At 61.7% G+C, this 16629-nt stretch carries 10 protein-coding genes and 1 tRNA gene; 7 read left to right on the forward strand and 4 right to left on the reverse strand.

The features are described from left to right. Positions 1-246: 246 nt before the first annotated feature. Positions 247-2130 carry a glutamine--fructose-6-phosphate transaminase (isomerizing) gene (gene glmS, locus VGY55_25520; GenBank protein ID HEV2973351.1) on the forward strand — a complete coding sequence of 628 codons (1884 nt, stop codon included), beginning with the start codon at positions 247-249 and terminating at the stop codon, positions 2128-2130. Positions 2131-2340: 210 nt separating this feature from the next. Beyond that, positions 2341-4554, forward strand: a complete 2214-nt coding sequence (locus tag VGY55_25525) for a hypothetical protein (GenBank protein ID HEV2973352.1) — start codon at positions 2341-2343, stop codon at positions 4552-4554. Positions 4555-4581: 27 nt separating this feature from the next. Here VGY55_25525 and VGY55_25530 read toward each other — a convergent pair whose 3' ends face one another. The 3 genes from VGY55_25530 to VGY55_25540 form a co-directional block, all read right to left on the reverse strand. Continuing rightward, positions 4582-5736, reverse strand: a complete 1155-nt coding sequence (locus VGY55_25530) for a polysaccharide biosynthesis/export family protein (GenBank protein HEV2973353.1) — start codon at positions 5734-5736, stop codon at positions 4582-4584. A gap of 104 nt (positions 5737-5840) precedes the next feature. Then, entirely contained in the window at positions 5841-6809 is a 969-nt protein-coding gene (locus VGY55_25535; GenBank protein ID HEV2973354.1) for a hypothetical protein, read from the reverse strand. A 736-nt stretch (positions 6810-7545) separates the two neighbouring features. Continuing rightward, positions 7546-8592: a Gfo/Idh/MocA family oxidoreductase gene (locus tag VGY55_25540; GenBank protein HEV2973355.1), complete on the reverse strand. Its 1047-nt coding sequence runs from the start codon at positions 8590-8592 to the stop codon at positions 7546-7548. Between the two features lie 342 nt (positions 8593-8934). Between VGY55_25540 and VGY55_25545 the strand changes: the two genes are divergently transcribed. The 3 genes from VGY55_25545 to VGY55_25555 all read left to right on the forward strand — a co-directional run bounded on the left by VGY55_25545 (position 8935) and on the right by VGY55_25555 (position 12005). Next, a tRNA-Leu gene (locus tag VGY55_25545) sits at positions 8935-9018 on the forward strand. Between the two features lie 42 nt (positions 9019-9060). Beyond that, complete coding sequence (locus tag VGY55_25550) at positions 9061-10962, forward strand: SNF2-related protein (protein ID HEV2973356.1); 1902 nt, start codon at positions 9061-9063, stop codon at positions 10960-10962. 2 nt (positions 10963-10964) lie between these two features. Next, the gene (locus VGY55_25555; protein HEV2973357.1) at positions 10965-12005 is read left to right on the forward strand and encodes a hypothetical protein; all 1041 of its coding nucleotides are present in this window, start codon (positions 10965-10967) and stop codon (positions 12003-12005) included. 45 nt (positions 12006-12050) lie between these two features. On the opposite strand, the gene VGY55_25560 is transcribed toward VGY55_25555, so the two are convergent. Then, a complete protein-coding gene (locus VGY55_25560; GenBank protein HEV2973358.1) occupies positions 12051-13199 on the reverse strand; it encodes a potassium channel family protein in 1149 nt (382 codons plus the stop codon). Positions 13200-13491: 292 nt separating this feature from the next. Here VGY55_25560 and VGY55_25565 point away from each other — a divergent pair, with 292 nt between their 5' ends. Together VGY55_25565 and VGY55_25570 are read left to right on the forward strand one after the other, a co-directional pair. Further along, entirely contained in the window at positions 13492-13728 is a 237-nt protein-coding gene (locus VGY55_25565; protein HEV2973359.1) for a hypothetical protein, read from the forward strand. A 247-nt stretch (positions 13729-13975) separates the two neighbouring features. Next, a partial coding sequence (locus tag VGY55_25570; GenBank protein HEV2973360.1) for a DUF1549 domain-containing protein occupies positions 13976-16629 on the forward strand: 2654 nt, incomplete at its 3' end.

Here is a 16629-nt window from a genome sequence, read left to right on the forward strand (position 1 = left end):
TTCCGCCTCGCGCGGCAAACTGTTCTACCGCTTGGCACAACAGGCCTTGCAAATCGGCCCTGTCCCCTTCGATCGCCTGATCGGACCACAACCACTAGTGTCCGGTGGAGTCAAGTAAATACCCAGTTCTTGCGAATTCAGCTACGGTCCAATCTCGACCGTTAAGCTATACTGCATCAAGGACTTCAGGAACCGAGCGAACGATCAGGCTCTCGTGATGGGCGGTCAAATAGGGGAATCGCAACTATGTGTGGAATCGTCGGATATGTCGGCCATCGGCAAGCGGTGGATTTTCTCTTGGAAGGTTTGCGGCGGTTGGAATATCGGGGCTATGACAGCTCCGGCGTGGTCACGATCACGCCAAAAGGGAAATTCGCTGTCGTCAAATCGGCCGGGCGAATTGACCTGCTCGAAACCAAGCTGGCCGACCATCCGGCCCCCGGTTCGATCGGCATCGGCCATACTCGTTGGGCCACTCACGGCGCGCCGACCGACGAAAACGCTCATCCCCATCTTGGCGGACAGCATGTGCTGGCGATTGCCCACAACGGCGTGATCGAAAACTTTCGCCCGCTCAAGGAGCGCTTGGAAGGCGAGGGCTTCATCTTTCGCTCGGCGACCGATAGCGAGATCATCGCTCACTTGATCGCAAGTTGCCTTGAGAAGCAAGACGGCGAAACCGAAACGGCTGAGACCGCCGGCGCCGCGCCGCAATATAGTCATCTCGTTCGCGCCATCAAAGCAGCTCTCGCACAACTTCAAGGAACTTATGGATTGGCGATCATCTTTCGCGACTATCCCAATGTGCTGTTTGCCGCGCGTCTGGGCAGCCCATTGGTGATCGGCGTCGGCGATGGCGAGCATTTTCTGGCCAGCGACGCCTCGCCGCTGGTCGGCCATACCGAGCGAATCGTGTATCTGGCCGATCACGAACTGGCTGTGCTGACAGCCGATTCACTCCGCGTCATTCATCGCGATCAGGGGCAGGTGAAGCACCGTGTCCGCACTTTGGAAATGAGCGCCGGCGACGTACAGCTCAACGGCTATCCGCACTACATGCTCAAGGAGATCTTTGAGCAACCGGAATCGCTCCAAAACGCGATGCGCGGTCGGCTCAGTGCAGACGAAGCGACTTCGGTTTTCGGCGGCCTAAATCTCACGCCCCAGCAGCTTCGCAACGCCAATCGCTTCGTGCTAACGGCCTGCGGCACCAGTTGGCACGCGGCGCTAGTCGGCGAGTATTTGATCGAAGAGTTCGCCCGCATCCCGGTCGAAGTCGAATACGCGAGCGAATTGCGTTATCGAAATCCGCCCCTCGATCGCGACACGCTGCTCTTTGCCATCACGCAAAGCGGCGAAACGGCCGATACGCTGGCGGCCCTGCGCGAGGTGAAGCGCAAGGGACATCCGACTTTGGCGATCTGCAATGTGGTTGGCAGCTCGATCGCCCGCGAGGCCGACGGCGGGGTTTACCTGCATGCGGGTCCGGAGATCGGCGTCGCCTCGACAAAGGCCTTCACGTCGCAATGCGTGACGCTCGCGCTCTTAGCCCTCTATTTTGGCCGGCTACGGCATTTGAGCTTCGGAGCGGGGTTGCGAATCATCGAGGCATTGCACAAACTGCCCGACCAGGTTCGCCAAGCCCTGGCGACCAACGACGAGGTCCGCCGAATCGCCGCCAAATACTGCCATTGCAACAACTTCCTCTACCTGGGCCGGCAGCACAACTTCCCCGCCGCGCTGGAAGGGGCGCTCAAGCTCAAGGAAATCAGCTATATCCACGCCGAGGGCTATCCAGCGGCCGAGATGAAGCACGGACCGATCGCCCTAGTCGATGAGCACACTCCCAGCGTGTTCCTGATTCCGCACGGATTCGTGTACGACAAGGTGATGTCGAACCTCGAGGAGATCAAAGCCCGCGGCGGCCCGGTGATCGCCGTGATCTGCGAAGGGGACACTCGCGTCACCGAATTGGCCGACGACGTGATCCAGATCCCCGAGGTGGAAGATTTCTTGCAGCCGATCGTCGCGGCGATTCCGCTGCAACTGCTGGCCTATCACATTGCCGTGCTGCGCGGTTGCGACGTCGACAAGCCGCGGAATCTGGCCAAGAGCGTGACGGTGGAGTGACGACGGCCCCGATCGCGAAGTCTGCGCAATCTGCGGACGTTCCATCGCGTCGCGTGAACGAAACTGCTCTTTTCTCGCGCGTGGCATTCTGGTACTTACCCCGCTCCGAAGGCAGGTTGCCGCCGCGGGGCGGGCTTGCGCATTTCCTTGGCCCGAATATCGGTCGGGCATTCCAATTCTGGTTCGCTTATTCTCACGGGGACCCAGCCCATGAAACGCTGGCTATTGCGTTTGTCCGCGCTGTCGGGAGTCGTTGTTCTGGGGCTCATCGCGATCGCCCAGGCTCAACGGAGTTCGGCGCCGTTCGACAGTCCCGACGGCGTCGCTCCACAGTCACAAAGCACCGGCGAATCAGGACGATTTGGCCCGGATTCAACTGCCCGAATCATTTCGGTCGAGGACCGGCCCGCGCAGCGTGTCAGCCAGACTTTGCGGCCAACGGATGATGCCGCGGACAGCGCGCCGCCGACCAGCAAACATGGCACCGAACCAAATGACCCGTTTAACGTGCGGGATCGTTCGGCGGCGGCCTTGCCAGAGCGCTCGTCTGACGTGCCGGAGCGATTCCCGGGCGCGAAGACGGTTGCCGTGCTGCCAGGCGATTCAGACTCATCCTCGGATTCTCATTCGACGCGATCCACGTCGTCGCCAGCGGATAGCGGCTCGGTCTTCACCGCGGGCAGTCGCTACAACAATCCAATCCGCGGCGACGTTCGCTCCGCGGCAGCCGCTGGGCCTGCGCCGGCATTTGAGGATCGCGAATCAAAAGCCGTCAATCCCGATCCAGCGGTCGGTCCTTCGCTATCTCCTCCGGCGAACGGCGCGAAGCCGCTGCCGCGCGCTGAAGCAAGAAACGCCGCAGATAGCGATGCTGGCACGCACAGCGGGCCCTACGCTGGCTCCGCCGGCGCTGCCGATGCTGCGGCAACGATTTCAGTCATGAAGCGCGGCGGCGCGCCGGCCAATGCGTTCCGTCCGCCAGTCACTGACGCGGCGCCCGCCGAAACGGTAGCCACGACCGAAGGCGCCGGTCGCCCCGGCATCAAGCAGCTTGAGGGCGCACAGTCTCCTCAGTTGATGATCGAGAAGGTCGCGCCCTCTGAAGTTCAGGTCGGCAAGCCGGCCAAGTTCGAGATCAAGGTTCGCAATACGGGAAGCGTGACGGCCCAGGGAGTCGAGATTCACGACGAGATTCCGAAAGGGACTCAGTTAGTCGGCACGACCCCGGCCGCCACGCAAGGACCGCGCGGCGAGATGGTCTGGTCGCTCGGCACGCTGAATCCGGGCGATCAGGTCGTTGCACAGCTCGACCTGCTCCCGATCACCGAAGGAGAGATCGGCAGCGTCGCTAGCGTCACATTCCGGGCCGATGCCTCCGCGCGCACGGTCGCGACGAAGCCACAGTTGGCTCTGCAAGTCTCCGGTCCGAAACAGGTGATGATTGGCGACGACGCCACGCTCACGATTCGACTCAGCAATCCCGGCAGCGGCGCCGCCGGCGGGGTCGTGCTCTCGGAGCGGGTTCCCGCGGGCTTGCGGCATCCGGCCGGAAGCGAGCTTGAATTTGAAGTCGGCACTCTCAAGCCCGGAGAGTCGCGCCAAATCGAACTCACGCTCAATGCCGCCCAAGCCGGCCGCGTCACCAACTCGCTCATGGCGCGCGCCGAGGGAAATTTGAAAGCGGAAGAAAAGGCCGAGTTCGACGTGATCGCTCCCGCGCTGGCCGTGGCAATGACCGGCCCCTCGAAGCGGTATCTCGAGCGCCAGGCAACCTACACCGTGTCAGTCTCGAATCCGGGAACGGCTCCGGCCAAGGACGTGCAGCTCGTCACCCAATTGCCCAAGGGGCTGAAATTCGTCAAGGCAAACAATTCGGGCCAATACGATCCCAACACACACACTGTGAGTTGGAGCCTCGAAGAACTGCCAGCCACTGAATCGGGGACCGTCACTTTGGTGGCCGTGCCGATCGAGGTGGGCGAGCAAAAGATGAAGGTTCAAGGGAAGGCTCGCCAGGGGTTGAGCGACGAAAAGGAACAAACGGTCGTGGTCGAAGGTTTAGCCTCTCTGGCGTTCGACGTCCAGGCGGCCGATGAAGCGATCGAGATCGGCGGCGAAACGACTTATCAGATTCACGTCGTCAATCAGGGATCGAAAGCAGCCAGCAATGTGCAAATCGCGGCGATTTTTCCGGCCGAACTCAAGGCAACTCGAGCGGAGGGTCCAAGTCGAGAGACGGTCGAGGACCATCGCGTGCAATTCGAGCCACTCGCGCGGCTTTCGCCCAAGGCCGACGCCACCTTCCGCATCCGCGCCCAAGCCCTCCAGGCCGGCGACCTGCGCGTCAAAGTGCAATTGATGACCGACGAGACGCGGCAGCCGATCACGAAGGAAGGCAGCACCCGCGTGTATTCGGACCAATAGGCGCGACGTGCCGCGCGTCAGCGACGCTCATCTCACCGTTGAGAGCGAGCCGACGGAGTAGCTCGTCGAGAACGGGAAGGCGCCGTAGGCCCCGTGCGTGAAAACCAGGCTGATGAAATCGTCGGCCTTGAGAATCTCGCTCTTCGGCACCAGCACGACGTCGGAATCGCCGAGCCAAATCTCGCCGGCTGGGCAGGCGTTCTTCCCTCCAAGCGCGGAGTGCATATTCACCATCGTCGCCATCAACCGCCAGTCGTCGCCGCGGCGGAAGACGACGATCTGCTTGATGTTGGCACCCACGTTCCAGCTCCCGGCCATCGAAATCGCCTGCATCACGGTCGTCGGCCCATCGAGCACGAATCTTCCCGGCAAATGCACCTCGCCCAACACAAACACGAACCGCGGAGCGCGAGCCGTTAGCACGGGCGTCACTTCCATACCCGGGATTTCCGCCGCGTAGCGGGCGTCGATCTCGCACTTCAAGTCGTCGAGTGTCAGCCCTTGCACCGGCACCGGGCCGATCGCGGGCAAGCTAACGGTGCCGTCGGGAGTCACGCGCACGTCGATCCCTTGCCCGCCGGTGCCGGCGCGAGCGTCGACCGTCGCACGCAGGTCTTCGAGCTTCGTGTTGACGCGGATTGGCGTGACTGTGATCGCGGGATTCTTGTAGAACTTCAAATAGTCCTTTTCCAATTTGTCGTGCAACTGGACAAGCGTGAGGTGCGAGGCTTTTATTTGATCGAGCAACCGAAGCGTGATGCTGCCGTCGGGTTGGATGATCACGGACCGATTCAATTCCGGAGCGTTAAGCGCTTCGACCTGAACTTCGTCGCCGACGTTCAGTTCGTATGGACCGTAGCTCTCGGCGCGGGTCAGACGGTAGACGCAGCGAAGCTGGTCATCGACGCGCAGCCGATAGACGGGCACGTGCGCCAATCGCGGATGGTCGACATATTCGCCGTAATTCCCGGGCTGCCAAGGGACGCAGGAAGGAAACGAGCCACAGGGGCCACAAGCCTCGACGGAAAACGACCCGGACGGTTGCTGAGCCTCGACGGGCAAAGCCTTCAGGCCTGCGACCGCGGCTGCCGACAAAGCCGCGGCAATGCCGGCCGCGCGTATTCGCGGCCAATTGCGGAGCAATTCGCTCGTGGCGGTACCGAAACAGGCGACCCAACTCATGGCAACAACCCTTTTCTGCGTCAGTCACTGCGCTCCCCAAGGGAGCGACTATCTGATCCCATTCGCGCCGATCGAGTTGCGGCCTGCAACGTGCAACTCGATCGTCATTTGCCGCTTGCGGCCTGCTTGCTGCTTGCCACTCGATTGATCGGGTCGGCGTCGATCGGCTTCGAGCGGGCAAACGTCGCTGGATCGACCCATTGCACGTCGTAGGCTGACAGCGCCGCTCCGCTACCGGTTTGATTGGCGGCCGCGATTGCCGACCGTCGCGCTCGCTCCGCCAACTCATTCTCGCCGAGGCTCTGATGCACGGCGGCCAGGTTGCTCCAGACGATCGGCTGGGGTGAAATGGCTAAGCTATGAAGAAATGCCGCTCGCGCCTCGGGCAGCCTTCCGAACCGCACCAGGACCACACCGAGTTCGTTGGCTGCCATGAAGTTCCGGCCGTCGACCATCAACGACGCCTGATAGAAAACAACCGCCTTCGCTCCGCCCAACGAATCCTTGGGACCGTGAGCGGCCGAGGGGGCCGAGTACACCTTGCCTAAGCCGAACAGCGCGGCCGATCCCTGCGAAACGTCGCCAACCGATCCCGCCAATTGTTCTTGAGCATAGGTCAAATAGCGCCCCATCGCCGCTTGAGCGTTGAAATCGGCCTTCAATTCCCCCTTGAGCACAGGCGTCTGATGAGAGCGTGCGATTTCGGCCACACTGACTTCCGCGCCCGAGCCGATGTCGCCAACCCCGAAATCTTCGGCCTCGTCCAAAGCCTTGAACCCGGCCGCCAGCATCCGCCGATGCGCGCGGCTGGCGTGCTGAGCATCGAGCGCATCGGCGATTGTTTGGAGTGATTGCTTGTATTCCTGGCAAGCCGAATAGATCGCACCCCGTTGAGCTAGTTCAAATCCGTGACGGTTGAGCGCGTCGACCTGTCGACAGATTGCCACGAACTCGGGTGTTCGTTCCGCGAATCCAAGTTCGATGCGTTGCGATTCGATTTTGGGAGCGGCTGCCAAGCGCGCGTCGGCGGGCTGCGGTCCCGCAGTCATCGCGCCGTCACTCAGTTTCGGCATCGCTCCGTCGGACGCGGGGGGAAGCCGATGCACCGTGGGTATCGAGTCCGATATGCCGCATGCCGCGGCCACGACTGCATTTTTTGCAACGGACGAGATCTCATTTCCCGGACCTGCGAGGTCTGGGGCATCAGGCAGAGGGATCGGGCGTACTTGCGCCAGATGCACGCGGAGCGGTTCGCCCGCGACATCGCCCGCGGCCGCCGCCGGGTAGCCCACGGGCATTACGCGCGACTGCCCATGACTAGACTTTCCCAGAGCACTATCCATTGAATTGGCAGGCTCAATCGCAACCGGGAGCATTTGAACTTCGCCGTACGCTTGCACCGCAAACACATGCGCCGCCGGCATCGGGGCCCTCGCCGCGGGAGGCTCCGGCGCGGGCCCGCCGCAGCCCACGCTGAACCAAATCCCGAAAGCGGGCACCAGCAGCCGTGCCGCGCGAGTCACGCATTTTCGATCCATAGGTCAACCGTGGACTCACGTGTTGCGGGGGGCGCCAGCGTTTGCACCCAGTTTATCTCATAGAACCGAATCGTCCGTTGCCATCGGAAGGTTTGATTGAAACCGCCCGTTACGCATGCCGTTCGCGCGATGCGCGGTCATCAAGTCGGCAAAACTAGAACCACCGGAACCGCGGGCATCGAAAGACGCCGCACTCTCCGAACTACGCACACGATCGGCGCCAACCGCACAATCGGAACAATCGTTTTGCGCGGAATTCGGCGCGAGAGCATCAGACGCACCGCGTCAGCCGGCCACTGGCGACTGATTGCGTCTGCTTTTGGCAAAGAATCACCGCATCACGGGCAAGTTCGCCCCCTAGGATCGACGATGGCTGGTCGGTGCGGATCGACTTCACCACTTCCTTCAACTCGGCGACGAATCCATCCAGCGGATCGCCGCTGCCCAGCTTCGGACGCTCAACTTTACCCTTATTGTCGAGCACGGTAAGCGGCGTTGCGACGTGCGGCTGGTCGCCGATCACGGCGAAACCGAAGAGCAGCGTCGCCCCTTCCAAGTAGATTTCAAACGCATTGGTGAATGACCGCCCCTGTTGCGCAAGCGCGCCGCTAACCGCACCGACCACTAGCTCCGGATCGTCGAACAGGAATTGCGTCTGCACGAACTCGACCACCTGGCCGCGCATCCGGCCACGGCTGTAGACGGCCGTCGGCATCCCGCAGGCGAGCCGAATGAAATGCGCGTCGTGAACGTGCAGGTCCAGCAGCGGGCCGCCGATTTTTTGCGGGTCATAAAAATCCGGCAACCAGAGCGGATCGGAGATGATTCGCTTGAGCTGCGCCCCGAGCAAACGGCCATATTTGCCGTCGCGGATCGCGCGATAGGCGAAGGCATACTCGGGCATGAAGGGCAGCACGTGACCGACGAGCAGTTGCTTGCCCGCCTTTTCCGCCGCGGCGACCATCCGATTTGCGTCGGCGGGCCGCAGGGCGATCGGCTTCTCGCAGAAGACATGCTTCCCCGCGGCAAGGGCCGCCAGGGCCACGTCGCAATGCAGCGCGGGAGGCAGGCAGATATCCACCACGTCGATCTGCGGATCGGCGAGCATTTCATCCAGCTCGCGATACGTCGCGATGCCGGAAAGGTCCATCATTGTGCCGGCAGGGCCGAAGTTTCCCTTGATGCCGCGCCAGTCGCCCGCCAACCGTTTCTGCTCTTTCTCGCAAAGCGCTCGGACCCTCGCCCCGGCCACCTTCTGGTAGCAAAGGTAATGGATCATGCCCATAAAGCCGATGCCGGCGATGCCAATGCGGAGCATAAGTTTTAGTTCTGAAGCCGGAAATAATCTCGTTTAGCCGCGACCCACAAGTGGAGCGCGGCCGCCGACACGTGAAATCCATGACAGCACGTTGCGGCCATTGTGAGAATTGACCGCATCGATGTAAAGGACCTTCGCGCTACGGCTGGTCGGCCGTTGTGGCCGGTCTCCGACCGAGCCGCATGCATCGACCGAAGGTCTCCAGTGACGCGAGAACGGGTCGCGGAGACCTGCGGTCGCCGATTGGGCGGGGTCCGGAGACCCTCGCCCAACCGCGGACTTTCGCCGCGCCCTTGAATGCGATCCGACTGCGGCCTATAAATCTGAGTTGGCACACTTCGAGCCGAAGTGGCGGAATTGGCAGACGCGCTAGCTTCAGGAGCTAGTTCCCGTAAGGGAGTGGAGGTTCAAGTCCTCTCTTCGGCATCTTTGCAGGACAAGGACTCGTTCTTCGAGGGGAATGGATTCATGGCCTCGCAGACCTTTTTGCATGGACACCCCAGCGGCTCCGAAATTGACTCGCAGCCGCAAATCGCGAATACGTCCGCGGATCATTGGATCACTCCCGGCGGAATCCGTGTTTCGTTTCGTGCGGAGCCGCTTCTTCCTGGGCATCGCACCGCCGATCCGCGCGACCTCTGGCTGCATCAGGAACATGCTCGGCTGAATCTGCTGCGCGGGTTCGACGAATTGCTCTGTCTGGAAGGTTTGCACGGCGTCGAGCATTTGCCGCATCAGATCGAGACGGTTCGCAAGGTCTTGCGGCATTTTCGGGGCCGGGTGTTGCTGGCGGACGAGGTCGGTCTAGGCAAAACCATCGAGGCGTGTTTGCTGCTCCGCGAGTATCTGCTGCGCGGCATGGCGCGGCGCGTGTTGATCCTGGTGCCAGCGCCGCTCGTTTCGCAATGGCACGAGGAGTTGAGCAGCAAATTCGACCTGGAGTTCACCATTCCGAAGGGCGTCACGGCCGATCGCGCCGAGTTCTGGTCGCGGCACGACCGCGTGCTGGCATCGTTGGCATTCGTGAAGGTCAAGAAGCGATCGGCGATCGTGGCGGCTCAGCCTTGGGATCTGGTTATCGTCGACGAGGCTCACCACTGCAAGAACCGGGCGACGCTGAATTGGCAACTCGTCAACTCGCTGCAACGGCGGTTCATGTTCTTGCTCTCCGCGACCCCCGTCCAGAACAATCTGCTCGAACTCTACAACTTGCTCACGCTGTTGGTCCCCGGCCACCTGCGAACCGAATCCGATTTCAAGAGGCAGTATGTCAAACGCGGCAATCCGCGCGATGCGCTCAACCGCGAACGACTGCGTTCGTTGCTGGGCGAAGTGATGGTGCGCAACACAAGGAGCCTTGTGCAACTCGAACTTCCGCCGCGCTATGCCCAGACCGTGCTGGCCAAGCCCGCGGAGGCCGAAGCCGAGCTATATCGGAAACTGACGGAATTTTTGCGCAGGCGCGGCAGCGGGCTGGTGAACGGCGGAAAGGTGAACCGTGTCGAGCCGACCGACGACGACGCGGCGGACGACTTGGGGGAGCCTGATCCCACCGCCCATGCGATCGGTTCCGTCACCGGGTCTGCGGCGCCGGTTTCGCGGATGCAGTTGAGCAGCTTGCTCGCCGCGCAGGGCAGTCACCCGATGGCCGTGTCTATGTCGCTGGAGCGGATCGCAGGCTCGGATCCCGAGGTTGTCGTGCTAGCCCGTTTGGCCGCGTCGATCGGGGAGTCAGCAAAGGACGCTCGTTTGCTGGAATTGGTCCAGCAGACACGAGGGCATAAGCTGCTGATCTTCGTCAACTTTCGCCGAACGCTCGCCCACATCGCAGGGCTGCTTCAGGCGCAGGGCCTGGCGTTTTCCGTATTTTCCGGCGAGCAGACGGCCCACGAAAAAGACGAAGCCGTTGCCGCCTTTCGCGACCGCCTGCCGATCATGCTCTGCACGGAGTCGGGAGGCGAAGGACGCAATTTGCAGTTCGCCGACACGCTGATCAACTACGATCTCCCCTGGAACCCGATGAAGATTGAACAAAGGATCGGCCGCGTGCATCGCTTCGGCCAGACGCGCGAGGTGTTTGTCTTCAACCTCTGCACGGCCAATTCGTTGGAAGCCCGCATTCTGAACGTGCTGAACGAGAAAATTCGCATGTTCGAGCTGGTCGTGGGCGAAGTCGGCTCGATCTTGGGCAACCTGGAGGAGGGCGATCAGTTCGAGTCGCTGGTGCTCAATCTCTGGCTCCGTTCTCGCGACGACGCCGAACTCGAGCAGTCGTTCGCGACGCTGGGCGAAACACTGCTCGAAGCCCAAGAACAATACGTGCAAGCCAAGGAATTGGACGAAGCCTTGTTTGGCGAGGATTTTCAATAACCATGTCCGTCACTGCCCTCGATCACGATTTGCAGGTGTTTGCCATTGAACTGTTCGAACGCAGCGGCGGCGTCGCCGATTGGCCCGTGCCGGAGATTCCCGGTTCGGTCGTGACGCCGCTCGAGGTGGCGACCGCCGCGCAACTGCCGGGCGAAGAGTTTTCGCTAGGCTTGACGGCGGCCCCGGAAACGCTGCAAGTCGGTCTCGGGGGCGAGTTTCTCGACGTAGCGGCCCGCGTGCTGAGCGCAGCCGTCCCGCGTGACGGTTCGTTTTGCATTTCGGAACGGTACCTCACCAGCCGCGACCTAACAGACAGAATCGTCCACACGTTCGGCTGGCAAAACGCCCGTGCTAAATGGCGCGAGGCCGAGCCGGCAACGGTCGAATATCACCGGTGGACGCTGCTGGGCTCGCTGCGGTCGGAGGACGTATGGGAAGCGATGTTCCGCTTCGGGGTGAACACGGAAAGCCAAGCCATCATCGAATTGCCGGACGTATTTCAGGAGCCGGACATACTCGGCGAGGACCCGGCACGTGCGCCCGACGAACCGACCACCTTTGCCACGGCGATCGCCGAAGGGAAGCGGCGACTGATCATGACGTCGGCCGAGTTCGTCCGCCGGATCGAACAGCGGCTGGAACGGGACCGCAAGCGATTGCAGGATTATTATCGAGCCTTATCGCGCGAAGCGAACGGCTCGAAGCGGCGCGCGGCGGCGGCTCCATCACCCGAGGAAATCGCCGCCAAGAAGCGGGCGGTGGATCTCGAGTTGCGTCGCAAGCTGGCGGAAATGAACGAAAGCTACGCCCTGCGGGCCGAATTGCGACCGGTGGTCTTGGCCAGGGTCCGTCTTCCGGCGCTCGTCGTCCCCGTCGTGATCCAGCGGAAACAAGCGGTCCGCGAATACCGCCTGTATTGGAACTCGCTGCTCAAGAAACTCGAGCCGCTGTCTTGCAGCCGCTGCCGTCGCGCCACCTTTTCAGCGACCTTTACCAATGAGACCGTCGATCTGCTATGTGCGGCCTGCGCGGAAAGAACGTGAGCCGGTGTTCCCGTACAATTGTTCATCTGTGCCGAGGCAAAGAATTCAAAAATGCTCCTCGGCCTCGCTAATGGCCAGATCGCTTAGCCCCGGCGCGCGGCGGCCGGCGCTGCGCTGCCAGTTGTCGATGGTCGGGTGGTCTAGGACGATCGCCGGGACGGTGAAGAGGAAGTACCGCGACAGGGCGTGAACGAATGGTTCATAAGTCGCGCGCAGCTCCGCGAGCTTTGCCTCGGCGACGGACTCTTCGTGCATCGGCAGGCCCTCGGCGAGCAATTGCTCCCGGAGCCGGCCGAGCTGGTCGGTCGTCAGGCGATTCGGCGCGAAGTCGCTCGGCCGCAGCTTGAGCACCAGCGACAGATCGACCACCGCATGCCGCGACATCGCAAACGTGAGCTGGGCGCGATACGGATCGACGCCCTTCACGGCGGCGAGCAGAAAAGTGCAGGTGTCGAGCATCGTCGTCACCGCCGCCAGCCACGACTGGTTGTCGTGCTGCGAACGATAATAGCCCAACAGCGGAAACGACAGGTGGCTCTCGAGCAACTCGGCCGACCAGCGCTCCCATTCGGCCAGCAATTGGTCGGCGACCGCCATGTTGCCGGTGCGGGCCAGCCGGAGCAGCACCTCGCCGGCGCTGGGAGGCGAGCCGGCTCGGGCGTCCATGAGCGAAATCGTCACCTCGCGCCGCGAGAACGCCTGATACACAACCGGCATGTAACTGATCACCAAGGCCAGAAATCCAAACCCCATTCCCGTCTCGACCACTGCCAAAAACCGGCCTAGGGGCGAAATAGGAGTTATGTCGCCGTAGCCGAGGGTGAAGAACGTGACTCCGCTCCAATAAACATAAGTCGAGAAGTTAAGTGCCGCGACGGGATGCATCGCGTCGGACGTGTGCATGACGGTGCCCAGCGACCAATGCAAGAGCGCGAAGCCGACGATCAGGGCCACCACCCAATTGGCGAACAGCCCCAACAGCGACATCGGCCCGAACCAAGCGAGCGCCGCCTCGCGACGTTTTCCCTTCGGGATCAAGAGCGCGACGATCCGCCAAATAGCCCAAAACCTGCGATAGTAAAACCGGGCATAGCGAAAGCGGTGCATGACCTGCCGCGGCAGCACCGTGGCCTCGAAGGCGTCGATCAGCATCAGCAGAATGAGCAGCACGCTGGCGACGGAAACAAGCCACATGGTCGGAGGTCGGAGGTCAGAGGTCGGAGGTCGCCCCAGTTACCCGCGTCGATTGCGACGGGATGGCCGGCCAGCCGGAGGTCGAGCATTGGAGCGAGTGGCACTTGGCAAGTGACAAAGTATAGCGAAGAATCGTGCCAACGTCGCGCGGTTTCGAGATTTGACCCGCCTTCCAAACGGTTGAGCAGCGACCTGTGGCGCCCGTTTCGAAAGATAGGGTGATGGCTCGCCGGCCTTGCGAACACACAGGCAATCCCGGCAGGGTGTTTCATGCCCTGGTATAATAGCCAGCATGGGGAATCCATTCGGGATAGCTCTGCAAGCGCTCATCGCAATTGGCGTCAGCCTGGTTTTCGCGAAGATCGTGAAAGCCAGCTTGAAAGTGTCGATCGGCTTGGGATGTTTCTATGCCGGATATGAAATGGCCGTTGTCGGCGTGATTACGGGTCACATCGAATCTTGCCATGTTGGGATGTTCGTCGTTTTTGTCGGCACCATCCTCATCTTGGCAAAGCTGTTTTTTCCTTGACAAACCCACCACCGGTATCACTACCTATCCGACGAGAGATTTGACTCGCGGCGGCGGTTTGTGGTAGCTTGAATATCCCCGGTGTGGGATTTTGGGAAGGTCTTCACGCCATTGAGAGAACCCCGCCGAATTCCCGACCACTCTTGACAACGTGGACCGATTCCCCTGATGGGCTTTTGGGGATTATCATGGAGTCTGATTCCGGGCCACGCCCTTCGGACTTCAGTCTACCGCGGAGAGATTGATGATGCAGATATTGCTACCCAGAGCGATGCTGGCAGTGGTCGGAGCACTCTTGCCGACCGCGGCTTGGGCGGCCGAGATCGAGTTCAATCGCGACATCCGGCCGATTATCTCGGAGACTTGCTTCCGCTGCCACGGTCCGGACAGCGCCGCGCGGAAAGCGGATTTGCGGTTTGATCGCCGCGAGGTGGCGGTCAAGGCTGGGGCGATCGTGCCGGGCCAGCCCGATAAGAGCGAGATGATCCACCGCATCTTCTCGACCGATCCGGACGAGATGATGCCGCCCCCCGCTTCGCACAAGACGCTCACCGCGGCCCAGAAAGATTTGCTCAAGCGCTGGGTCGCCGCCGGGGCCGAGTATCAGCCGCTTTGGTCGTTCATTGCGCCTAAGCGGCCCGAGTTGCCGGCGGTGAAGAACGAAGGTTGGGTCAAGAACCCGATCGACCGATTCATTTTGGCGAAGCTGGAGCAGAACGGCTTGCAACCGTCCCCGGAAGCCGATCGCCGAACGCTTGCCCGCCGAGCGGCGCTCGATCTCACGGGCCTGCCGCCGACGACCGAAGTGGTCGAGCAGTTTCTTAACGACACCTCGCCAGACGCCTACGAAAAATATGTCGATCGCTTGCTGGCCTCGCCGCGCTGGGGAGAGCACCAGGCGCGCTACTGGCTCGACGCCGCCCGCTACGCCGATTCCAACGGCATCCATTTCGACAACTATCGCGAGATGTGGTCGTTCCGCGATTGGGTGATCAACGCCTTCAATCGCAACGAGCCGTTCGATCAATTCACCATTGAGCAATTGGCGGGCGACCTGTTGCCGGACCGCACGCTGGAGCAGCAGATCGCCTCGGGCTTCAATCGCTGCAACATCACGACGAACGAAGGAGGCGCGATCCCCGAGGAGTATCTCGTGCTGTACGCCCGCGATCGGACGGAAACGACGTCGCAAGTTTGGCTGGGGCTGACGACCGGCTGCGCGGTCTGCCACGACCATAAATTCGATCCGATCCCGCAAAAGGAGTTTTATCAGCTTTCGGCGTTTTTCAACAACACACCGCAGGCCGGGATGGATGGCAACGTGAAGGACACGCCGCCGGTGATCTTCGTTCCGCAGCCGGAAGACCGGCCGCGCTGGAAAGAAATTGCGGCCGAATCGCCGACCCTCCGCAAGGAAGTGGACGAGCGGAAAATGACCGCCCGCGCCGATTTCGACAAATGGGTGGCCGGCGCGTCGGCGGACAAGATCGCGGCCATGGTGCCGACCGAGAGCTTGCAGTTGGAGGCCCGGCTCAGTGAAGGAAAGGGCAAGCCGCTGAGCATGACGTTCGACGGACAGGAGCGGTCGCTCGCGGCAAGCTCGGGAGTCGGCTGGGATGCCGGGCATATCGCCGAGCAGTGCTTCAAGAGCAAGTCCGGCGAGGCCCTCGAAATCGCCGAGGCCGGCGACTTCGACCTGGACCAACCGTACTCGGCCGCCGCCTGGGTGAAGCTCACGAAAGGGGGCCAGTTCGGCTCGGTGTTTGCCCGCATGGACGACGAGCACGACTATCGCGGCTGGGACCTGTGGATCGAGAACGGCCGCGTCGGGGCACATCTGATCAATTCATGGGACAAAGACGCCATCAAGGTCCTTTCGAACAGCACGATCAACCCTCGCGACTGGAACCACCTGATGGTCACCTATGACGGCTCGCGAAAGGCCGATGGGCTAAAAATCTACATCAACGGCATCGCCCAGCCGACGCAGGTGATGGTGGATCGCTTAAAGAGCACCACTCGAACCACCGTCCCCTTCAAGATCGCGCAACGCAATAAGTCATCTCGCCTCGACGCTGCACTGATTCAAGACGTGCGAATCTACAGCCGAGCGTTGTCAACCCCTGAGGCGACTCAATTGGCCCAAGCCACGCGCGCTGCGTGGTTGGTCAGCAAATCGAAACGAACGCCGAAGGAAACCGACGAACTGCTCGGCTGGTGGCTCGCGGCCGAGGACAAGCCGACGCAAGAACTCGTCGGTCGGCTCACCGGACTCGAACAGGAAGAGCAGGCGATGAAGACCCGCGGCGCCGTCGCTCAAGTCATGCAAGAGAAGAAAATGGAGCCGACGGCGTTCGTTTTGTATCGGGGCGAATACGACAAGCATCGCGATGCGGTGAAGGCGGACACTCCCACCGCGCTGCCGCCGATGCCGCCTGACTCGCCAAAGAATCGCCTCGGGCTGGCCCGCTGGCTCGTGAGCCCCGAGCAGCCGCTCACGGCACGGGTGACGGTGAACCGGTTCTGGCAAGAGATTTTCGGCACGGGGATCGTCCGCACGGCCGGAGATTTCGGCTCGGCGGGTGAGCCGCCGTCGCACCCCGAGCTGCTCGATTGGCTGGCAGTCGAGTTCCGCGACTCGGGTTGGGACGTGAAAAAGTTCTTCCGCCTGATCGTGACGTCGGCAACGTATCGGCAATCGGCCGCATTGGCGCCCGAGAAGCTCGAAAAAGATTCACAGAACCGTCTGCTTTCGCGCGGCCCACGGTTTCGCATGGATGGCGAGATGATTCGCGATTATGCGCTCGCCGCCAGCGGCTTGCTCTCGCCGAAGATTGGTGGGCCAAGCGTGCGGCCGTATCAGCCTCCAAAGGTGTGGGAGGCTGTCGCGATGCCGGAGAG

The sequence above is a fragment of the Pirellulales bacterium genome, from assembly GCA_035939775.1.
Classification (GTDB): Bacteria; Planctomycetota; Planctomycetia; order Pirellulales; family DATAWG01; genus DASZFO01.